Annotated in this window: 17 protein-coding genes; 11 read left to right on the top strand and 6 right to left on the bottom strand. The window is 35.9% G+C overall.

All coding sequences use genetic code 11. From position 1 onward, the window contains the following. Positions 1-89: 89 nt before the first annotated feature. On the bottom strand, positions 90-1,490 hold the full coding sequence (locus tag DEU39_RS16575) for an MAC/perforin domain-containing protein (protein WP_062675716.1): 1,401 nt from the start codon (positions 1,488-1,490) through the stop codon (positions 90-92). Positions 1,491-1,769: 279 nt separating this feature from the next. Continuing rightward, positions 1,770-3,200, bottom strand: coding sequence for an MAC/perforin domain-containing protein (locus tag DEU39_RS16570; protein ID WP_120232694.1), 1,431 nt, complete (start codon positions 3,198-3,200; stop codon positions 1,770-1,772). A gap of 440 nt (positions 3,201-3,640) precedes the next feature. Here DEU39_RS16570 and gltX point away from each other — a divergent pair, with 440 nt between their 5' ends. Further along, positions 3,641-5,149, top strand: a complete 1,509-nt coding sequence (gene gltX / locus DEU39_RS16565) for a glutamate--tRNA ligase (protein ID WP_120232922.1) — start codon at positions 3,641-3,643, stop codon at positions 5,147-5,149. 49 nt (positions 5,150-5,198) lie between these two features. Continuing rightward, entirely contained in the window at positions 5,199-6,155 is a 957-nt protein-coding gene (locus DEU39_RS16560) for an acetyl-CoA carboxylase carboxyltransferase subunit alpha (RefSeq protein ID WP_062675714.1), read from the top strand. Positions 6,156-6,215: 60 nt separating this feature from the next. Here the strand turns inward: DEU39_RS16560 and DEU39_RS16555 are convergent, their stop codons facing one another. Beyond that, on the bottom strand, positions 6,216-6,986 hold the full coding sequence (locus DEU39_RS16555; protein WP_120232693.1) for a DUF6759 domain-containing protein: 771 nt from the start codon (positions 6,984-6,986) through the stop codon (positions 6,216-6,218). Positions 6,987-7,129: 143 nt separating this feature from the next. Here DEU39_RS16555 and tsf point away from each other — a divergent pair, with 143 nt between their 5' ends. From tsf to DEU39_RS24220, 9 genes are all read left to right on the top strand, one after another. Next, a complete protein-coding gene (gene tsf / locus DEU39_RS16550; RefSeq protein ID WP_034692936.1) occupies positions 7,130-7,954 on the top strand; it encodes a translation elongation factor Ts in 825 nt (274 codons plus the stop codon). 300 nt (positions 7,955-8,254) lie between these two features. Continuing rightward, a complete protein-coding gene (locus tag DEU39_RS16545; RefSeq protein ID WP_120232692.1) occupies positions 8,255-11,080 on the top strand; it encodes a gliding motility-associated C-terminal domain-containing protein in 2,826 nt (941 codons plus the stop codon). A gap of 221 nt (positions 11,081-11,301) precedes the next feature. Further along, positions 11,302-14,700, top strand: coding sequence for a T9SS type B sorting domain-containing protein (locus tag DEU39_RS16540; RefSeq protein ID WP_183037435.1), 3,399 nt, complete (start codon positions 11,302-11,304; stop codon positions 14,698-14,700). 203 nt (positions 14,701-14,903) lie between these two features. Next, the gene (locus DEU39_RS16535) at positions 14,904-15,698 is read left to right on the top strand and encodes a hypothetical protein (RefSeq protein WP_120232691.1); all 795 of its coding nucleotides are present in this window, start codon (positions 14,904-14,906) and stop codon (positions 15,696-15,698) included. 295 nt (positions 15,699-15,993) lie between these two features. After that, a complete protein-coding gene (locus tag DEU39_RS16530; RefSeq protein ID WP_120232690.1) occupies positions 15,994-16,758 on the top strand; it encodes a DUF6759 domain-containing protein in 765 nt (254 codons plus the stop codon). A gap of 96 nt (positions 16,759-16,854) precedes the next feature. Then, positions 16,855-17,532: a tRNA (guanosine(46)-N7)-methyltransferase TrmB gene (gene trmB / locus DEU39_RS16525; RefSeq protein WP_034692928.1), complete on the top strand. Its 678-nt coding sequence runs from the start codon at positions 16,855-16,857 to the stop codon at positions 17,530-17,532. Between the two features lie 17 nt (positions 17,533-17,549). Then, positions 17,550-18,239 carry a DUF6759 domain-containing protein gene (locus tag DEU39_RS16520; protein ID WP_120232689.1) on the top strand — a complete coding sequence of 230 codons (690 nt, stop codon included), beginning with the start codon at positions 17,550-17,552 and terminating at the stop codon, positions 18,237-18,239. A 6-nt stretch (positions 18,240-18,245) separates the two neighbouring features. After that, positions 18,246-18,686 carry a membrane lipoprotein lipid attachment site-containing protein gene (locus tag DEU39_RS16515; protein ID WP_120232688.1) on the top strand — a complete coding sequence of 147 codons (441 nt, stop codon included), beginning with the start codon at positions 18,246-18,248 and terminating at the stop codon, positions 18,684-18,686. Positions 18,687-19,072: 386 nt separating this feature from the next. Beyond that, the gene (locus DEU39_RS24220) at positions 19,073-19,258 is read left to right on the top strand and encodes a bacteriocin-like protein (RefSeq protein ID WP_131797547.1); all 186 of its coding nucleotides are present in this window, start codon (positions 19,073-19,075) and stop codon (positions 19,256-19,258) included. 73 nt (positions 19,259-19,331) lie between these two features. Here the strand turns inward: DEU39_RS24220 and rpsB are convergent, their stop codons facing one another. The 3 genes from rpsB to rplM all read right to left on the bottom strand — a co-directional run bounded on the left by rpsB (position 19,332) and on the right by rplM (position 21,149). Continuing rightward, the gene (gene rpsB, locus DEU39_RS16510; protein ID WP_062675707.1) at positions 19,332-20,093 is read right to left on the bottom strand and encodes a 30S ribosomal protein S2; all 762 of its coding nucleotides are present in this window, start codon (positions 20,091-20,093) and stop codon (positions 19,332-19,334) included. A gap of 207 nt (positions 20,094-20,300) precedes the next feature. After that, the gene (gene rpsI / locus DEU39_RS16505) at positions 20,301-20,687 is read right to left on the bottom strand and encodes a 30S ribosomal protein S9 (RefSeq protein ID WP_002976218.1); all 387 of its coding nucleotides are present in this window, start codon (positions 20,685-20,687) and stop codon (positions 20,301-20,303) included. A 6-nt stretch (positions 20,688-20,693) separates the two neighbouring features. Continuing rightward, positions 20,694-21,149, bottom strand: coding sequence for a 50S ribosomal protein L13 (gene rplM, locus DEU39_RS16500; RefSeq protein WP_002976217.1), 456 nt, complete (start codon positions 21,147-21,149; stop codon positions 20,694-20,696). Positions 21,150-21,441: the final 292 nt, after the last annotated feature.

Here is a 21,441-nt window from a genome sequence, read left to right as displayed (position 1 = left end):
AAAAAATATCAGTCTTAAATTCATATCACTAATGAAATTTTTCACAATTGATTTCTATTTCTTTATTGTAAAATATTAATATTATTTAGTTAATAAGCATAAAAAGGAATTCCTTCTGCAACATAGTTATTGGGTGTTCCCGGATAAGTGCTGTAGTAATGATCTCTGTCGCTGCCACTGTAAAATTGATAAATAGGTTTTTTTGTGCTATCCATTGTTGCATAGAAAGCTATCCCTTCATAGGTATAATTCCATGGTGTTCCCTGATAAGTGGAATAATAATGATCCCTGTCATTTGCACTATAGAACTGATAAACAGGGACTGTATTAGGTGCTTTATAGCTGTACGCTTTAAACTGCTCGCCTTCCGCCTGATAATTATTAGGAGTTCCAGCCCATGTAGAAAGCAGGTGATCTCTATCTGAACCGCTATAAAATCCATAAATTGGAACCGGAATATAATCCAGCATTACTTTATTATCGATAAGGTATTGGATAACGTATGATTTAAGTTCTGCTTTTTTAGCAGGATCTTTTACCAGATCAAAAATAAATATTAACCCGTTATTTCCAAAATCCACTAATACGGAATTATTGGGTGTAGAACTGTTCTGCCAGTTTGCTATATTGATTTTGGGAGTGTTTTGATCGAGATTAAGTTCCCCAATCAAACCTTTTGAAGGATCTCCTCCTCTTGTTCTGTATGATAATTTTTTAGAATAGTTCATGCTAGATTCTGATGTATTGACATCATTCTGAACATCAACATCAAAAATCTTAGCCATTCCCAATTTTATTCCGATTCTTGCAGCACGGTCACGACTTTCATTTCTTGTTTCAGACTGGAATAAGATATCCATTTTTGCCCCGGTATAAATATCAACCATTACGTGAGTCCCATAATCCTGTACAATTTGTTGTGGGGATTTTACCTGTAAATCCTGTGCAAATTCAGGTGTAATATAATCAGCCAACATATCTGTTGTTGCATTAAATCTTAATCTTTTCTGCTTGATCAAAAGATTGTAACTACCATAGATATACTTGGCATCAAATTTATGATTGGTAGTAATCGCAGAATTAAATCCTACCGAAAGTGTTTTTTTAAATAAAGGGATTCCTGCAGTCACATCTACTTTTGTAGATACCATTTTGGAGTAAGTTTCTGCATTTTCTCCATATTCTTCAACATACTCCTGAGTATTTGTATTTTCAGAAACCAGTCTTGCTGCCTGTTCAGCTTTGAAACGATCAATATCAACCACTTTAAATCCCGCAGAACTAGCATTAGCATATTCTCCTGCAGCATTAAAGCCATGTCCTAAGACATCATAAATTCCGTCGCCTGCAAATTTAGCTGCAGACATTCTGTTATTAGCCTTTGCCGCTGGACTTTCAGGCGTTACCTCTGAATTCAGATCTTCAGAAGAACACGAACTCATAAAAAGCATCAGTAAACTACTGAAGCAAAATAAAATTTGTTTTTTCATAGATTATTAAAAAGTTTCTGCAAATATAAAACTCATCACCAAGTGAGGGAATAATTTAATAATGATATATATCATCAATAAGTGAATTTAATAATCATTTAAAACTCCATTAATAAACAGTTATAACATCACATAATAGAGAAATAACAAAAATAAATAATTACTATTGTTATTTTCACATCAAACCCAAGCCCTATTTGATGATAAATAAAAAGTGGAGTCAGAATTACCGACTCCACTCATAATGTATAACCAAATTGATTTATATAAATCCAAAAATTAATTAGCTGGAATATAGAAAGCAATACCTTCTCTGATGCTCCAATAGTTCACAGGACCTAAATTAGGTGACACTGAAAGATAATGATCCGATCCGTTTTTAGCTTTATAGCTATATACAGGAATTCTTCCAGCTCCCGGATCTTTATAAGCATAGAATGCTACTCCCATATAAACATTCCAATAAGAAGATGGCTGTAACGTACTTGCCTGGGTAAAGTAGTGATCAGCTCCCGAAGTACTTTTATAGCAATAAATAGGAACTGTATCAGGTGCTTTATACTGAAACACTTTAAATGTCGGTCCTTCATTAGTCCAGTAAGAAGATGGCTGAAGGTTTGTATTGAAAGTGAAATAATGATTACTGTCTGCCTGATTTTGGTAGCCATATAACATTGTAGTATTATACTCCAATGAAATTTGGTTATCAATTAAATACTGATCTACATACGTCTTAAGCTGAGCTTTTTTGGCAGCATCTTTTACCAGATTATAGATAGGAACAAGGCCGTTATTTCCAAATTCCACCAATACAGAATTGCTAGCAGTAGAACTGCTTTGCCAGTTTGTAATGTTAATTTTTGGAGCATCCTGGTCAAGATTCAGCTCTCCAACCAAACCTTTTGAAGGATCCCCACCTCTTGTTCTGTAGGATAATTTCTTAGAGTAATTCATAGATGATTCCGAAGTATTCACATCATTGGTTACATCAACATCAAAGATAGATTTTACCCCCACTTTTACTCCAATTCTGGCAGCACGGTCACGGCTTTCGTTAGTTGTTTCAGACTGAAACATGATATCCATTTTAGCTCCAGTATAAATATCAATCATAACGTGGGTTCCATAATCCTCTACAATCTGCTGAGGAGTTTTCGTTTGCAAATCCTGGGTAAATTCCGGAGTTACATAGTCCGCCAACATATCTGTGGTAGCATTGAATCTTAGCCTTTTTTGCTTAATAATAAGGTTGTAACTGCCATAAATATATTTGGCATCAAATTTATGGTTGGTCGTAACTGCAGAATTAAATCCTACTGATACTGTTTTTTTAAACAAGGGAATTCCTGCAGTAGCGTCTACTTTTGTAGAAACCATTTTAGAATAGGTTTCTGCATTTTCTCCATATTCTTCAAGATACTGCTGTGTATTTGTATTTTCAGAAAGTAATCTTGCAGCCTGTTCAGATTTAAAACGATCAATATCAATTACTTTAAACCCTGCAGAATTAGCATTGGCATATTCCCCGGTAGCATTAAAACCATGTCCTAAAACATCATAAGCACCATCACCCGCAAATTTCGCTGCTGATAAACGATTCGTTTTTGCCGGACTATCCGGAGTAGATTCGTTATTAAGATCATCTGAAGAACATGACCCCATGAAAAGCAACAGTGCTGCACTGAAGCTAAATAAAACTTGTTTTTTCATAGTATTATTTTAAAATTTCCTACAAATATAAACTTCAATATCAGGTGAAATATAAAAACAACAACTGACATATATCATTAATTAGTGATTTTATTATGCACTTAAAACACCATGAATAAATATTAAAACAATCACTTAATTGTGATTTAAATAAACAAAATAAATTATAGAAACAAACGTACAAACACTCACAAAAGAAAACACGTATTAAACACAATATTTACTATTTATGAATTCATTTTTCACAACCTTAATTTTATAGTTTACAATCAATGACTAAAAAATTTGATCAGAAATATAAGATTGGAAGTTTTAAAAACCGTAATTATCGAAAATCTATAGAAATAAATAAAAAAGTCAGGATCAAAAAAACAATACGCGGTCAGAAATCATCTCTTAAACGCATAATTTTAAGTAAATTTGCAAAAATTAAAATTGAAATGGAGAAAGTAAGAGTACGTTTTGCTCCAAGTCCTACAGGACCATTACATTTGGGAGGCGTAAGAACCGCATTATATGATTATCTTTTTGCTAAAAATCAAGGAGGAGAATTTGTATTAAGAATTGAAGATACAGATACCGCCAGATATGTAGAGGGAGCTGAAGAATATATTGAAGAAGCTTTAGAATGGTGCGGAATCATTCCTGATGAGAGTCCTAAGAAAGGAGGAAAATTCGCTCCTTACAGACAGTCTGAAAGAAGAGACATCTACGACAGATATACTGAGCAGATCCTGAAGACAGACTATGCTTACATTGCTTTTGATACTGCAGAAGAACTGGATGCAATGCGTGCAGAATATGAAGCTAAAGGTGATGTTTTCTCTTATGATAATAAAACAAGAAACCGTTTAAGAAACAGCCTTGCCCTTTCTGAAGAAGAGGTTCAAAGATTATTAGACGAAAAGACGCCTTATGTAGTACGGTTTAAAATGCCTGTTGACAGAGTATTAAATCTTGAAGATATTATTCGTGGAAAATTTTCAGTCAACACCAATACTTTAGATGATAAAGTTCTGGTAAAGAATGACGGAATGCCAACGTATCATTTTGCCAACATTATTGATGACCATGAAATGGAAATCTCCCACGTCATCCGAGGTGAAGAATGGCTTCCATCTTTGGGACTTCACACCTTATTATACGAAGCAATGCAGTGGGAAGCACCACAGTTTGCCCACCTTTCTTTAATTTTGAAACCAGAAGGAAAAGGAAAATTAAGCAAAAGAGACGGAGATAAATTCGGATTCCCGGTATTCCCTCTTGACTTTAAAGATCCTGCTACAGGGGTAATTTCTAAAGGATACAGAGAAAACGGATATCTTCCTGACGCTTTCATTAATATGGTTGCTTTATTAGGCTGGTCTCCTGCAGATGATAAAGAAATACTTCCTTTGGATGAAATGATCAGGGAATTCGATCTTCATAAAGTACATAAAGCGGGAGCAAGATTCAGCAAAGAAAAATCTGAATGGTTCAACCACCAATATATTCAGATGAAATCTGATGAAGAGCTTCTTCAGATTCTGAAAAACACAGATCTTGATCTTTCCGGTGCTTCTGATGAAAAACTATTGAAAGTAATTCATCTGATGAAAGAAAGAGCCACTTTCCCGAAAGACATCTATGAGAGCGGAAAATTCTTCTTTGAAGCTCCTACTTCATATGATGAAAAGGCCTCAAAAAAGGCTTGGAATGAAGAAACATCAGCAATTTTAGGAGAATTGGCTGCTTCATTTGAAGCTACAGACTTTGTTGCTGAAACATTAAAACAAACCATGCATGATTTTGCTGAAAACAAAGGATTAGGAATGGGTAAAGTAATGATGCCGTTACGATTATCTTTAGTAGGAGAACTGAAAGGACCGGACGTTCCGGATATTCTGGAAATCCTTGGTAAAGAGGAAAGTATCTCCAGAATAAACAATGCTATAAATAATTTTAAATAGAATAACCATAATTTTTCATACATTTGAAAGATTTAATTTACTTCAAGAAATGGAATATTTAAGTTTCGAACTTCCTATCAAAGAATTGATGGACCAATACCAGACGTGTTCTTTAGTAGGAGAAGAAAGTGGTGTTGATGTAAAATTAGCATGCAGCCAGATTGAGGATAAGATTTTAGAAAAGAAAAAAGAAATCTATGGAAATCTTACACCTTGGCAAAGAGTACAACTGTCCCGTCACCCGGATCGTCCTTATACACTGGACTATATCAACGGAATGGCAGACAAAGGCAGTTTCTTAGAACTTCATGGAGACAGAAATTTCGCTGATGATCCGGCAATGATTGGAGGATTGATTACCCTTGATGGTCAGAAAGTAATGATCATAGGGACTCAAAAAGGAAGAACGACTAAAGAAAGACAGCACAGAAGATTTGGAATGCCAAATCCGGAAGGATACAGAAAAGCTTTAAGATTAATGAAACTTGCTGAAAAGTTTAATATCCCTGTGGTAACTTTAGTAGATACACCGGGAGCTTATCCAGGATTGGAAGCTGAAGAAAGAGGGCAAGGTGAAGCTATTGCAAGAAATATTTTTGAAATGGTTCAGCTGAAAACTCCAATCTTCACTTACATCATCGGAGAAGGTGCCAGTGGTGGGGCATTAGGAATAGGTGTTGGAAATAAAGTGTATATGTTGGAAAACACGTGGTATACAGTAATTGCACCAGAAAGCTGTTCTTCTATCTTATGGAGAAACTGGGATCACAAAGAAGATGCCGCCAACGCATTAAATCTTACTCCGGCAGATGCCTTAAGAGAAAAGTTCATAGACGGAATCATTGAGGAACCGCTTGGAGGTGCTCATTATGATCAGGAGACAACCTATTTAAACCTGAAAAATTCAATTTTACAGAATATCAAAGCTTTCTCCAAATTTACAGGTCAGGAGCTTGAAACCCAAAGACAGGACAAATTCATTGCAATGGGCCAGTTTAAAGGATAAAAAATAAAAAGGTTAAGAATTTTTCTTAACCTTTTTTCTTTAGTTTTCTTCTTATTTATTCTATTCCGAAACATTCAGGGCAATTTCAATATCCTGAGTAATTTTCTTTACAGATGAATATTTTGCATCACAGACTGATGTGGTCATTACGTACTCTCCCTTATCAACCAGGATAAAATTTTCTCCTTTTGCTGGAACCGTTAAATTGTAATATTTTTTCCCGCTGATCTTAACTATAAGATTACAGGACGACCTATTCTTAATATTGATATAAGCTTCACTTTTGTTGATATCATTATTAAAAAGATGAGTAAGCATCGCTGCTCTCCTTTTCCCTTCCTCACTTGGCTCAGCTTTAGATGTTCCTGCCGTTTTTGCTGTACCTGCAGATCCCACCGATGCAAAAGTAGTTCTTCTTTCTTCTTTTAAAGCCTCAATAGCCGCTGCAGTATTATTAGACACAGCCTTACCGTTTACTGTGTTTGTTTTATTTGCAGCAAGTGTTTTACCACTATTCAGTTCATTATTTTTTACAATATTTTCAATTTTCTCTTTACTGATTGGTCTGATTGTAGGCTTTGCTTCCGGCGAATTATCTGCCATAATAATATCAATCAGCTTTCTTTTGAAATAGTCAGTTTTAGCATGACCGGGGTTCTGTTTCAAAAATCCGGCAATGACTCTTGCCTCCTTTGAAATCTCAGCTTCCTGTTCGGTATAGATAATTACAGTTTCTTTTTCAACAACAGCTTTAGATTTTGTTTTTTTCTTTTTTTGAGAAAAACCTAGAGCAAAAATGCATATAAATAGAAGGAAGAAGATTTTTTTCATTAATCAAACCTTTAAAATAGTATTAAATATATTAATAACGTGAAAAGTCATTTTTTAGTTTATCATTAAAATCATTATCTTTGCACTGCTCTAAAATTAAGCTAAAAATTAATACTAATCTTAAATAAAAAATAATAGATATTATGTCTTATACACCAGTTGCTGCAGACGTAGCTAAATTAAGAAACCAAACAGGTGCAGGTATGATGGACTGCAAGAAAGCTCTAGTTGAAGCTGAAGGAGACTTCGAAAAAGCGGTAGATATCCTTAGAAAAAAAGGACAAAAAGTTGCTGCTAACAGAGCTGACAGAGAGTCTACTGAAGGGGCAGTAATCGCAAGAGTAAATGAAGACAACACTTTAGGTGCTGTAATTTCTTTAAATTGTGAAACTGACTTCGTTGCTAAAAACGAAGCATTCGTTGAGCTAGCTTACGAATTAGCTGAAATGGCTATTTTCGCTGCTACTAAAGAAGAGCTTTTAGCTACAGATTTCCACGGAATCACTGTTGCTGAGAAATTAGTTGAGCAAACAGGAGTTATCGGTGAGAAAATCGAAATCGGATCTTTCGAAAGAATCCAGGGAGATTTCTTAGGAGCTTACATCCATGCTGGAAACAAAATTGCTGCTATCACTTCTCTTTCTGCAAAAGTAGACGGAGCTGAAGAAGCTGCTAAAGCTGTTTCTATGCAGGTTGCTGCAATGAACCCAATTGCTCTTGACGAAACTGCAGTTTCTCAGGAAACTATCGACAGAGAGTTAGAGATTGAAAGACACAAACTTACTGAAGAAGGTAAGCCTGCCAACATTATCGACAACATCCTGAAAGGTAAAATGCAGAGATTCTACAAAGACAACACTTTGGTACACCAGGATTTCATTAAAGACGGAAGTATCTCAGTTGCTGATTACGTAAAATCTGTAAACGCAGACTTAAAAGTAACAGGATTTGTAAGAGTAAGCCTATAAGCTGACTGTTTCAAAAGAATATAGAGTCCCGGTGAAAATTTCATCGGGATTTTTTATTACCATTACTTTCACTCAATAATGCGGTCATACATCCGAAAAAATTAACAGACTAAAAAATTCACCGAAAAAAGAATTATTACCAGATAATCACCATGGTTACGCTCAAGAGTCTATTACCAGTTTCATACCTAACAGGGTTTTTGATTAAAAACCGAAGGCGTATATTTAACATTTATTTAAATTTTATTAAAAGTATTTCATTTTTTATTTTATTTTTGTAGAAATCCTAATTCCATACTCATGAAAAGATTTCTACTCAGTTTGGTATTAATTTTTTTAACAATTAATACACTCTTTGCACAAAGGGATACCGAGCATTGGATTGCTCCTTATTATGACAGTGTTGGAGGGTATACCAATATGATATACCTTTCTACTGATTCAGACACTCCTTTTGACGTAACCATTTACAACAACAATATTGTGCTTACCACTGTTACTATCAGTAAAGGTAGCCCACAGACCTATAAGGTTACCAACAGCCTTATTTCCACAGGAACATCTACTGAAGCATTCATTGTGGGAAACAAAGGGCTTTATTTAAAAGCAGCCAAACCTTTTTACTGTAGTTTAAGACTGGCTCAGAGTGTTCACGGGGAAGTAATAACCAGTAAAGGAAAGGCCGGAATTGGAAAAAAGTTTTTTGTTGCAGCCGCCCCTAACACCAATACCAGCAGTATTCAGAATTTTACAGCAGGTGTGCTTGCTACAGAAGACAATACCAATGTAACCGTATCATGGAACCCAACTGCAGGAGTCGTTTTTATTAACGGCAGCCCCACTGGAAATACTCAGACTTTTACTCTACAAAAAGGACAATCTTTCATTCTGGCAGGGTCCGGATCTCAGTCTGGAAACAAAACAGGTTTTATTGGAGCTAAAATTGTTGCTGATAAGCCGGTAACACTGACCAATGGTAGCTGTAATGCCAACTTCTCTGCTTCAACAACAGGAAGTGACCCGGTACTTGATCAATCGGTTCCGGTTGACAGACTTGGGAATACTTTTGCTATGGTAAAAACAAGATCTACATCTCCTGGTTTAAATATGGAAGGAGGTCTTATTATTGCTACCGAAGATAATACTGAAGTATATTTAAATGGCGGAGGTACTTCTGTTGCTACACTTGCTGCCGGAGAATGGTACAGAATTAATGAAACCAGCTATGTGGCTCAGGGAACATTAGGACATTCCAACATGTTTATTTCAACAACAAAAAATGTATATTTATATCAATTTATTGGAGTGTTAGCAAGTGATGCTACCAATGGATTCAACTATATCCCGCCATTAAACTGTTTCCTTCCAAGAAAAATTGATGAGATCGGTAAGATTAATGAAATGCCTCTTGGAGTAGGAGGTGCTAGCTCAACACCAAGTGATCTGGTCGTAAAATTAAATATTTTAACAGAGGCTGGTGCTACTGTCATGTTAAACGATGCTCCTCTTTTACCTGAAGCCGGACCTTATCCACTGGCTGGAAATGCCAATTGGGTTACCTACGGAATCAACAGTGTATCCGGAAACATTAAGATTACATCTACAAAAGCTGTAACAGCAGGTATCAACGGAGGATATAGTTCTGCAGGATACGGAGGGTACTTTGCCGGATTCTCATCAATCCCTGTCATTGCGAAAAAGACAGGTGAGTGTGTTCCGGGAATCATTCTTGAGGTAGACGACGGATATGAAACCTATCAGTGGTTCCGTGACGGAGTTGCCATTCCTGGTGCTACAAGTTATACTTATACTCCTACTCAATCAGGAAATTATACCGTAAAAGTAACCATGGGAACATGTCCTCCTGTAACAACACCTATCTATAAAGTACAAACTTGTTTAAAAGAAACGACACAAGCACTTAACGCTTGTTCTACTAAAATTATTACCCCTACGTTTACTTCCTCCACTCAAACTGTGGTTCCGAGTACAGTAGTAATTTTAACACCGCCTACCAAAGGAACAGCTGTAGTGAATCCAAACGGAACAATCACTTATACACCTAATCCGGGATATTTAGGACCAGATAAAATCGTTTATAAATTCTGTGGAAACTCTGTTGAGTTTACAGATTGTGAACAGGTAACACTCAACCTTACTGTAGTACCGTTCATCGTAACCGATGCTTCTATTAAGGCCTGTTGGTACGATGTAGATCCTTACGCTTATTTTGACCTTACAAAAGCAAAAGTAACAGACTATAATGCTGTTACAAAAAAATACTACCGTACTTTGAATGATCTTACTGCAGGAATCAATGAAATCACAACCCCAAACAACTTCCCTTCAACAGGAGGATTTGTATACGTGAAAGTAACAACTGCTGAGGGATGTACAGCCAATGCAAAAATTGAATTAATTGTACTTCCAATTAAAAAATCTCCAATCCTTGTAGATCAGTATATCTGTATGGATGCGAAAACGAACCTGGACGCTGGTCCTGGATATGATTCATACCAATGGAGCACTGGAGCTACCTCCTCAGGTATCAGAGATATAGGGGTGGGAGAATACACTGTAATTCTTGGTAAGAACGGATGCTTCCTTACACAGACTGTAAAAGTTAAAAAAGTTGAAGATCCAGTAATTCAAACTATTGAAATCAATAATAATACAGCAACTGTAATTGTAAGCGGAGGTAAAGCTCCTTACAAATATGCAGTTGATGGAACTGCAAACTGGCAGGATTCAAGTACCTTCACAGGTTTAACGAGAGGACAGCACACTTTCTATGTAAAAGATGTTTATAACTGTACTCCTATTGCCGTGGAAGTTACCATTCCTAATCTATTAAATGCGATTACACCTAATGGAGATAATGTAAATGATTATATAGATTACAGTGAACTGGCTTATAAAGAAAATCTGAGCTTTGTAGTGTATGACAGATATGGAAACATGGTGTTCACCGGAAATAGGTTCAACAACTACAGATGGGATGGAAAACACTTTGATAAAAAATTGGGAACAGGAACATACTGGTATCACATCAGCTGGAATGAGTCCAACAAAGAAAAGACCCCAATAAAATATACAGGTTGGATTCTTGTTAAAAACAGAGAGTAATAATTAGTTTAAAACTATATTTAATGAGCCGCGATCAAATAATCGCGGCTCATTTTTTTTAGATTTTCAATTAAATCCGCCTATTATATTATGTTAAAAGCAAAAAAAATAATATAAATTTAAATTTTGTTTAACCACGATTTCAAAATCATATTTTTTTATTCTATTTTCAATAATTTAATACTTTTTATCACTAAATTTGTGATAAAGACCACCGCTGAATGAAAAAAATTTTATCTTTTCTATTTATGTTTTGCATTTTCACCTCTGCTTTTGCCCAGTTGGACCGGGAGCATTGGTTTGCTCCGATGATAGATAGAACAGGCGCTCCCAATCCCTATCAAAAACTGTATTTATCAACCAACAGAACAACTCCTTTTCCTGTAAGCATTTACAATAATAACGTTCTGATTGGAACAGTAAATATCAGTAAAAATAATCCGCAAAAATTCGATGTATTAAGAGATTATATCATTACCAAACTACAGGCAGATTTATTTACACCAACCACTAAGGGATTATATCTTAAAGCTGAATTTCCTTTTTATGCTAATTTAAGGTTCTCAGTATTCAACCATGCAGAAATCATTACTTCCAAAGGGACTTCCTCCACAGGGCTAAAGTTTTATGCAGCTACAGCTCCTATTACTGTGAGTAACTCCATTCTGAATTTCATGACGAGCGTGTTGGCAACCGAAGATAACACAACTGTTACCGTTTCCGGCTACAGCCCTACTGTTCAGTTTTCAAATGGATTGACTGGCACAACCAACCCAACATTAACCTTTACTTTAAATAAAGGCCAGTCCTACATTATTGATGGAATCGGAAATATAACGGGAAACTTTAATGGCTTCATTGGCGCAAAGATTACTTCAAACAAACCTGTTAATGTAACCAACGGAAATTTTAACGGTCAATACGCCGGAAATTATCCCGCTAGTTCAGATATTTTAATGGACCAGTCAGTGCCTGTTAACAGACTTGGAAATGAATTTGCTATTGTAAAGGGTAGCGGACCGATTGGTACTCGTACAGAAGGAGCCATTGTAATTGCTACGGAAGACAATACTCAGGTTTTTGTCAATAATGAAATCCCTCCTGTAGCAACTATCAATGCAGGAAAATATTTCATTATTCCAGATTCCAAATATATTCTTCAGGGAAACGGTCACTATAATTTATATCTCAAAACATCTAAAAATGCTTATGTATACCAGATTTTAGCTGGAGATTCAAATGCAGGAAGTGAAGTATTTACCGGAGGATTCAATTTTATTCCTGCATTAAACTGTTATCTTCCCAAGCAGATTAACGAGCTGGGTCTTATTAATGAAAACTTTGTTCATTCAAACGGTCACCCTGGAGGTATTCTGAACATCACCACAAAGCTGAATATTATTACAGAAAGAGGAGCCAGTGTTACCGTGAACGGCACGAATCCTTCTGCAATAACCGGTCCTTACAATATGACAGGTACAACTAATTGGGTAACCTATGGCATTCCCAATGTAACAGGTACGATTACTGTAATTTCAGATAAAGCAATTATGGCTGGCATCACTGCCGGAAGTGATGCAGTAGGATATGGAGGTTTTTTTGCCGGTTTTCCTACACAGCCGGTTATTTTACAATCCGGAGGTGGTTGTATTCCAGGTATGGTTCTTACTGTGGATCCTTTAATCTATGATACTTACCAATGGTACAGAAACGGGGTTATTGTTCCGGGAGCTATCACTTCATCAATCTCACCTACATTACCTGGATATTATACATGTTCTGTAACAATGGGAAGCTGTGCACCTTTAGTTACTGAACAATTTAAAGTTCTCAATTGTACAAAACTGACCAATACATCATACAACGTATGTAATGCTAAAACGATAATCCCTGCATTCAGTGGCTCATCACAAACTCCCGTTCCAAGCACAGTAGCTATTACATCAACACCTTCATTGGGTACAGCTGTTATAAACCCTACTACAGGTGCTATTACTTATACTGTAAATACTCCCGGAACATCAGGAACTGATACGTTCTCCTATACATTCTGTGGAGATGATCCAGACTTTCCAGATTGTGAAACAGTAACCGTTACCCTGAATATTCAGCCTCTAACAGTAATGAATGCGACATTATTTGCCTGTGATATCAATGGTCAGGGAACCTTCAACCTGACGACAGCAAATGTTACCAGTAACTCACCTGTTACTATTACTTATTACCCTACCCTTGCGGATGCTCAGAATGAAAATGCCGCAGCACTAATAACTAACACAACGGCCTATACTGCAACTAACGGAACAATAGTATATGCACTTGTTAATGACCATATTGGATGTAAAAACATTGCACAAATAACATTATCACTTTTTAATAAAGCTATTGTACAGGATAACTACAATGGAGTCTTCTGTGATGATAATCTGGATGGAACAGTTAATATTGTGCTTTCCAATATCACCCCTATTGTTCTTAATAATCCAAATTATTTTACGAATGTAAGATATTATGCAAATCTGGCAGATGCCAATGCAGGGAATAACAATACGCTCCCTAATAACTGGAGTTATACAGCAACTACAACCATTTACATCAGGGTAGATTCTCCTGATGGATGTGCTTCTGTGATCAAACCTTTACAATTTAGTATCGGAGCAAAAATAATATTGATTACAAAAACCGTTACCGAAAGTACCTGTGATGATGATCTGGACGGAATAAAAAGTGTCAACTTAGCTCAGTTTATTCCTCAGTTTACATTAGATCCGAATGTTACTTTTACTTTTCATACAACTCTAACAGATGCTCAGAACAATGTGAATGCAGTTTTATCTCCTGTTAATATCACTAATTCACAGACCTACTATATCCGTTTTGAAAAAAATGGAGTTTGTCCTGAAGTAGGTACTCTGAAGATTAACATTAAAGTTCCTAAGAAATCAGATATTTTAAAAGACAAGGCAATTTGCCCAAAAACTACTACTACACTTAATGCAGGACCTGGCTTTGAAAAATACTTATGGAGCACCGGAGCGACTACTCCTTCCATTACGAATGTTGCTCCCGGAAGTTATTGGGTAGAACTTACCTTCAATGGCTGTGTTTACAAGCAATATGTAAATGTTACAGAATTGCCGCTTCCTATCATAACCTCTATTGAAATTGATGGAACAACTGTAAAAGTTGGGGCGAGCGGTGGTACACCTCCATATGAATATTCCTTAGATGGTGTGGTATGGCAGAGTTCCAATGTTTTCTACAATGTACCCAGAGGAGCTCACAACATATTTGTAAGAGACTCTAAAATGTGTGAGGATGTTAAAAAACCATTTGCCATTATTAATCTGATCAATACCATTACTCCGAATGGAGATGGGCATAATGAAGTCATCGACTATTCTGCCTTAATGAAGAATGATAATCTTGTATTCCGGATCTTTGACAGATATGGTGCAGAAGTCTTCAGGGGCACTCCTGAAAACAGATACACCTGGGATGGAAGAATAGGAGGCAGATATGTTCCTACAGCAAATTACTGGTATTTTATCACCTGGACGGAATATGGCTCCAACCTTATGGTAAAATACACGAGCTGGCTGCTTGTAAAACATAGGTAACAACAGAAAACCGGAAGAAAAAACATCTGAAAATTCAGCACTTATTTCTTCCGGTTTTTTATGTAAATGTTTCATTTTTTACATGAATGGCAAGTTTCTAACACTCCTTAACAATTTAATCCCAAAGTTTAATATAACTTTAACCACTAATCTTCATCTAACTACACAGAATTGCTTTATTTCTATGTAATTTTGCGCATTATATGAAGAAACTGTTTACTCTACTGCTATTGGTTTTTCTGGCAAAAATTAATGCACAAATATATTCCGGGGAGGTATTTCTGAGAGACAACTCTATTTTATATCTCAATCAGGTGTATGTCACCAATCTGAATACACAGAAAACCGTTCTTACGGACTACAATGGAAACTTTAATATCCCTGCCAATACCGGGGATGTCATCCGGTTTACCTCTATTGTTACCGAAAGAAAAGACATCAAACTGACTCCTCAGTCTATGGAACAAAAAAATCTGGTTGAGCTTAAAATCGCCTATTACGAAATTCAGGAGATTGTTCTCAGCAGGTTCAAGCCTACCGGTAACCTCCGATATGACGTGAACTCTTTAAGAAAAGAAGACAAAGCATATGCCCTTAAAAAAGTAATTGGTCTTCCTGAACCCAAAGGAGACGGAACACCTCCGGAACTTCCTGTTGCAGGACTTAGAGATGGAGGACTTACCTTCAGCCTGGAAAGTATTTATGATATCCTTTCCGGAGAAAGAAAGAAAAAACAGCGTTACCAGGCCTATGAAAGGATGAACAGCTCCGTAGCACAGATCAAAAAATATCTGGGGAAAGATTATTTTATAAAGTTTAAAATACCGGAAAACTTAATTGATAACTTCCTTCAGTTTGTTTATTCCTCCGAAAATATCCAGGCCTACGTATTAGCAGGCAACTTTGAAGCAGTAAAAATTCCTATTGAAAAATATCTTCCTATTTATCAGAAAAGGCTCAGAAGCTCACATCTTCAGGAAGTTGTAGGCGGCAACTAGAAATTTCGGCAAAAAAACAATTCAAAATATTTTATAACTCATGTACATTACATGGGTTATTTTTTTGCGGAATGGCTGAGAACACCAGCTATGCTTTACTACAAAAGTATTCACAATATGAATTATTCAAATTTTGCAACATATTATTCCTCAATATTCAAAAATATGTTTAATTTTATCTCACAAACAAGTGTTTAAAATAAAAACACCAGATATTTCGTTATCAAATAAAAAACTAAGCAACCAAAACGCAAATTAAGAGTGAAGCACCTAATTTCTAACTTAATATTAATTAATGAAAAAAGTACTTTTACTTCTTGGCTGTATGTTCTTTTTTATGGCTTCTGCCCAAAAGAAAGGGAAAGATTATAGTGATATTTTAAAAAGTAAGAATATCTATGAGATCAATGCCTTTTTAAGGGATGCTCATCCTGATGATCCCCGAAGATCTGTTTTGAAACCCAGGGTAATGGAAATGATGAAAGAGTACATCAAAAATGCACACCCTGCTGATCAAAAAGTAAAAGACATGCAGGAAATGCTTGCTATGTTGAGGAGAAGACCTTCTACCAAAATTACTTTTGATGAAATGAATGCCATCATCAAACAAAAACAAATTGCAAAATACAAAGCTGAGCTGGCTGCAAAACAATCTACCACAGTCTATACACCTAGTACTGCTCAAAATACATACGTTGTAAACGCTAATGCTAATGCCACCATTCCAAATACTGAAGCAGAAGAATTTAATATGTTGATGGCTGTATCTCCTGTAGAACACAAAAACAGAACAGTAAAAATCTTAAATTCCCTATTTGATAATAATCCTAATGCTAAAGAATGTATTGTTTTGATTCGAAATAAATCAGATTGCAACATCATTGTAAGAATGGAAGGCGTAGGAACGACCAAATATAGACTAGCAGTTCCTGCCCAGGGTGAAGGTTCCATTGTGATAGATAAAGGACAATATCTTTTTACCAGCCTGGTTTGCGGGGCTCAATATGCTTCACAAAAAACGATTGAAAGACCAATTATGGTGGCCTTGGGAGGCCAATAATACAAACTAAATACGAATGATATCTATGTCTTTTACTACCAAAAGACATAGAGACTCCATAAATTTTCACTATTTTTGCACTCATTTTATAACTCAATGGGCAAGAATAAATTAGCAAGATTTGCAGAAAACAAAATATTACCGAATGTAATCCAGCCAACAAGAGAAGATGCTTTAAATGGTTTCGATCTTAAAGGAAAATGGAGAGACAATTTTTTTAAAAATGATAATCCTATCGTATTGGAACTGGGCTGTGGAAAAGGAGAATATTCTGTAGGGCTTGCAAAAACATTTCCTGAAAAAAACTTCATCGGAGTTGATATTAAAGGAGCCAGATTTTGGTTTGGCGCTAAAGAAGCTGTGGACAACAACATGACTAATGTAGCGTTTTTGCGAACTCAGATCGAACTTGTAGATTATTTCTTTGCTGAAAATGAAGTAGACGAAATCTGGATTACATTTCCTGATCCACAGATTAAATACAAAAGAACAAAACACAGATTAACCCATCCGGATTTTTTAAACCGATATAAAAAATTCCTGAAGCCAGGAGGCATCATTCACCTGAAAACCGATTCAGAATTCCTGCACGGCTATACGCTAGGATATTTACAAGGAGCAGGCTATGAAATCATTTCTGCCCACCATGATATCTATGGCGCACCAGAATATGATCCTAATACGGAACACCTGAGAGATATCAAAACGTATTACGAAGAGCTATTCTCAGCGAAAGGAAAAACTATTACTTACATCAAATTCCGGATAAGCTGATGAAATAAACAAACTTGATGAAAAAAAAATTTTTAACGATTTTATTCTTCACATTTCTTATTCCCCACTTTACACAAGCTCAGAAAAGCAGTAAAGACATCTTAAAAAGCACAAATATCAAAGAAATCGAAGAATACCTGAGGAACGCACACCCTGACGATCCTAAAAAGACTGTGCTGAAGCCAAAACTTATTGCTTTAAAAAACACAGAATGGACAAAGGGAGCGCTAACGGCCAAACCTATGGAAGCAAGACCTATTATTGCAGACATACCTAAAAGTGCAATGAGAAATCCTAATTCGGACGATGCCGAAGAGTTTAAAAAACTTATTACTGAGACATCTGCTGAACACAAGGCAAAAACTGTAAAAGTACTGAATGCAATGTTTAATGAGGACATTAACCGTAATGAAGCGATTCTCTTATTCAAAAATAATTCTGACTGTAATATTGTATTGCGGATAGAAGGAAAAGAATTTTACAATCTTGCTGTTCCTGCTCATGCAGAAAATTTCATTGTACTTAAAAAAGATTCATATACATTGAGCAGCAATATCTGTGATATGAAATATTCCTCTCAGAAAGAGATAAAAAAAAGTATATTTGTAACGGTAGACAATCCAAAACCTGCCAACACTGGACTGAAGTCTGCCCAAAAGGAGCCCATAACGGAAAAGTCAGAGAGAAAACAAAAGTCAAAAAAATAGAATAGGATGAAAAAACTATTAGTTCTTACCGGAATTTTATTGATTCTTGCCAGCTGTAATGTTAATTATGGAGGCTATCCGGGAAGAACCTCCTACCCTTATCCTTCTAACAATTCAGGGAACAGAGCCAATACGGAAAGAGAGTATAACGATCTTATGAAGACTTATAAGCCGGAAACAGCTGATGTACTTAATGACCTTCTTAACAGTGATGATCCTAAAAATCCAAAGACCTCTATTTCCGTGGAAAATAAATCTCCTTGTAATATGGTCCTTACAGTGAGTGGTGGCAATTTCTTCAAGAAGATTCCCATTGGTGCAGGTAAAATAGGATATACCATGGTTCCGAAAAATCAGAACTACAGATTATCCGGGATTGTTTGTAACTCAACATACCAATCCACAAAATTTGTTACAACATCTTATTCTATAAAACTTTCAAACTAAAATATAGCCTGCAGAATTCTGCAGGTTTTTGTTTTTAATGAAGACTCTCATCTTTTATTATAGTTAATAGCTTTTTACCGTAAGATCAGATTGCTTTTAAAGTTCTCAAAATAACTCGCTATAGGAAAAAGTACATAAAAGACTTTATACCGCCTGAAAACGCTTAATAGAGCGCTCAGCATCAACAAATATCCATAAACCAGTCCTCATATTTCATTGTTCTTTAAATAGTGCTGAGCTAAATCCCTTTATTAGAAGTAAAAATTGGCATCAAATCAAATAGTATTTTGAAGATCAAACATATAAAAAATATTTCCTTATATTTAGAAATATAATTGCGGTATCCGAAAAGCATATAGAGTAGGAAAAAAATTAAAACTAAAACCATGAAAAATTTAAAAAAAGTCTCAAGAACTGAGCTAAGAACAATCAAAGGAGGATACAGAAGCTGTATGGATGGCTGTAGTATGGAACTGGGCGAAATGTGCTGCAATGGAGTATGCAGAATTGGAGTAATTATACCCAGTACCGACCCTGATCTACCAGAGTTGATGGTATGCCCTAAGAAATAATTTCTCTGGTATAAACAATAAAAAACGCTGGACCGAAATCCAGCGTTTTTCCTATATTAAAGAAAATCTTTAATTATTCTGCATCGAAATCAGCATCTGTATCAGCAGATACCTTTTCTCCTTCTTCTTTAGATTTTTCTTTATCAGCTTTTCTTTGAGACTGACCTTCTTTGATAGATTCAGAAACTACGCTAAGGATCATATCAATAGACTTAGAAGCATCATCGTTTCCTGGGATAACGAAGTCAACTTTTCTAGGGTCAGAGTTTGTATCAACGATACCGAAAACTGGAATACCTAGTTTCTTAGCTTCAGTTACCGCGATGTGTTCTCTTAAGATATCAACTACAAATACAGCAGACGGAAGTCTCACCATGTCAGCGATAGAACCTAAGTTCTTCTCAAGGTTAGCTCTTTGTCTGTCAACTTGTAATCTTTCTTTTTTAGATAAAGTTTCGAATGTACCGTCTTTTTTCATTTTGTCGATAGCATTCATCTTCTTTACAGCCTTTCTGATAGTAACGAAGTTCGTTAACATACCACCTGGCCATCTTTCTGTAATATAAGGCATATTAAGTTCAGAAGCGTGTTTTGCAACCACTTCTTTCGCTTGCTTCTTAGTAGCTACGAAAAGAACTTTTTTACCTGCAGAAGTTAATTTTTCTAAAGCGCTACACGCTTCATCCAATTTAACTGCTGTTTTATGTAAGTCTACAATGTGAATACCGTTTTTCTCCATAAAAATGTATGGAGCCATATTTGGATTCCACTTTCTAGTCATGTGACCGAAGTGTACGCCAGCCTCTAAAAGGTCTTTTACATTTGCTTTTGCCATGTTTTCTGTTTTTGTTAGTTTACTTTCCGTCTTTTAAACAATCAACAACTTCTTTAGATGGGAGAAGCGTTTGGATGCTAAACGTAACGGGCAATTGGCGGTCTGCTTTTTGCTTTTGGCAATGGGCTTTTCGCCGAGATTAAGTTTAAAAAAAATTTAATACATTCCTGTAGCCAATAGCCATAAGCCATCTGCCAACGAGAAATCTTAACGTTTTGAGAATTGGAATCTCTTTCTTGCTTTTTTCTGACCTGGCTTCTTTCTTTCCACCATTCTTGCGTCTCTTGTAAGTAAACCAGCTGGCTTCAATGCTAATCTGAACTCAGCGTTGATTTCGCATAAAGCTCTAGAAATACCTAATCTGATAGCTTCTGCCTGACCTGTATTACCACCACCGAATACGTTTACGGTAACGTCATACTGACCAACAGTCTCAGAAAGGATAAACGGTTGGTTTAATTTGTAAACCATCACGTCTGTAGAGAAATATTCTTTAGCATCTTTACCGTTTACTGTAATAACACCAGAACCTGGTTTTACATAAACTCTAGCTACAGAAGTTTTTCTTCTTCCGATTTTGTGAACTATAGACATAATTAATTATTTAAATTCGTTAACATTAATTGTTTTTGGCTGTTGAGCTTCATGTTTGTGCTCAGTTCCTTCATATAAATAAAGGTTCTTAAGGATAGCAGCTCCTAATCTGTTTTTAGGCAACATACCTTTTACAGACTTCTCTAATACCTTTAAAGAATCTTTCTTTTGAAGTTCAGCCGCAGTCATAGACTTCTGTCCACCAGGGTATCCTGTATGCCAGATATAAGTCTTATCAGCCCACTTGTTTCCGGAAAGTGTAATTTTCCCAGCATTCAAAACGATTACGTTATCACCACAATCTACGTGAGGTGTGTAGTTCGTTTTGTGCTTACCTCTCAAAATCTTTGCAACCGTAGAAGCTAATCTACCTAACGGCTGTCCTTCAGCGTCTACCACAACCCATTCTTTATTAGCAGTAGCTTTGTTCGCTGAAACAGTTTTGTAACTTAATGTATTCACACGTTTTAGTTAAAGATTAAACATAATTTACCCCTAAAAGGGTGTGCAAAGGTACAAATTATTTTCGTAACCCAAAAACATATTTTATTTAATCTATATAATCTTTACTCTACACCCCTCTATCAATAGATTTTAACACTATTTATAATTTTGGCACAGATCTTGCGAACTCATGAGCCGATGAAAAAAAACACTTCGTAGATTCTAAAAACACCAATGAAACAGTAAAGAGTTTATTCCCTCAACTCTTTCTTTCATTAATCTTACTCTAACTATTCCCGTAAAACATATT

Origin of the sequence: Chryseobacterium sp. AG363 (assembly GCF_003610675.1) — a bacterium.
Taxonomy (GTDB): domain Bacteria; phylum Bacteroidota; class Bacteroidia; order Flavobacteriales; family Weeksellaceae; genus Chryseobacterium; species Chryseobacterium cucumeris.
Note: the sequence above shows the minus strand (reverse complement) of the source record. Positions and strands in the feature narration are given on the sequence as shown.